This window comes from Streptomyces sp. TRM70350 (assembly GCF_019219825.1).
Taxonomy (GTDB): Bacteria; Actinomycetota; Actinomycetes; order Streptomycetales; family Streptomycetaceae; genus Streptomyces.
On sequence record NZ_JAHUXH010000110.1, the window covers coordinates 1 to 890 of the forward strand.

Below are 890 nucleotides of genomic sequence, written 5' to 3' on the forward strand. Positions count from 1 at the left end.
GGAGACGCTGCCCGCCATGCACGAAGCCATGGTGCTGTGGTCGATGACCATGCTCATGAGCAGCCGCCTGGCCGGACGCCGCCCAGCAGGCTTCAGCCGGCCGGCCCCGCGAGAGCGGTGAACACTCCCGGCCTCACCTGGCGGGCCCATCCCCGCTCCACCAGGCGTCTCGCCTTCGAGCGCAGCCCTTCGACCTTCGCCGGGACCACCTCCAGTCCCAGCGCGACCGCCAGCTGCTGGCAGCGCATGCCCTCCCGGCCCGCTTCCGACTCCAGCACCGACAGGATCCGCTGGTAGTCCGGCGCGAGGATCTGTGCCGCCATGCCCGCATCCCGCCGGGGCACCGTCGACCCCGCCACCGCGCCCCGCGCCGGCTCCCCGACCACGGAAGGCGGACCGGCCAGCACCTCGGCCACCCGTCGCCCGGGCATCCACCAGCCGCTGAAGTGCGCGTTCGGTATTGCCGAGCGCGGCCTGCACCCGCTCGGCCTCCTCCCGCAACCGCGCGATCTCTTCCCGGACCCCCTTCTCCCGGGCCTCCAGCAGACCGAGCACCGACGGCACTAGCCTCGCGCTTTCATGAAGCGTGCTGTCCGGCAGGTGATCAGGCAAGCGGAAAGTGCCTCTGACCAGCGAGAATGAGGATTGCTGAGGTCCTTGTTCCCGCCCCTGTCGAAGGCACTTTTCCAGGTGAAACAGCCTATCGGGTCCTACCCCCATGTCCTTGTCCGAGATGACGGCCGGGCCGTGGTCTCGCAGGCCGGTTCGGTCCTGCTGGTCGAAACGGTCCGCAAGACCGGCCTTGACCAGGCCATATCCGCAGCACTCGCCCCCTGGCGAAAACCGCGGGCCGTCCACGACCCGGGCAAGATACTCGTGGAGCTTGCGTT

General features: G+C 69.7%; 3 protein-coding genes. 2 read left to right on the forward strand and 1 reads right to left on the reverse strand.

Annotation, left to right across the window (positions count from 1 at the left end):
- Positions 1–92 precede the first annotated feature (92 nt).
- A complete protein-coding gene (locus tag KWI83_RS39865; RefSeq protein ID WP_305733720.1) occupies positions 93–323 on the reverse strand; it encodes a hypothetical protein in 231 nt (76 codons plus the stop codon).
- Here KWI83_RS39865 and KWI83_RS39735 point away from each other — a divergent pair.
- Together KWI83_RS39735 and KWI83_RS37795 are read left to right on the forward strand one after the other, a co-directional pair.
- Entirely contained in the window at positions 322–567 is a 246-nt protein-coding gene (locus KWI83_RS39735) for a hypothetical protein (protein ID WP_256363397.1), read from the forward strand. The genes KWI83_RS39865 and KWI83_RS39735 overlap by 2 nt on opposite strands.
- Positions 568–690: 123 nt before the next feature.
- The coding region (locus tag KWI83_RS37795; RefSeq protein ID WP_218518889.1) for a transposase at positions 691–890 on the forward strand (200 nt) is incomplete at its 3' end.

Coding starts and splice junctions, on each gene's coding strand:
- KWI83_RS39865 (WP_305733720.1), bottom strand. CDS start 323: ATGGCGGCACAGATCCTCGCGCCGGACTACCAGCGGATCCTGTCGGTG.
- KWI83_RS39735 (WP_256363397.1), top strand. CDS start 322: ATGCCCGCATCCCGCCGGGGCACCGTCGACCCCGCCACCGCGCCCCGC.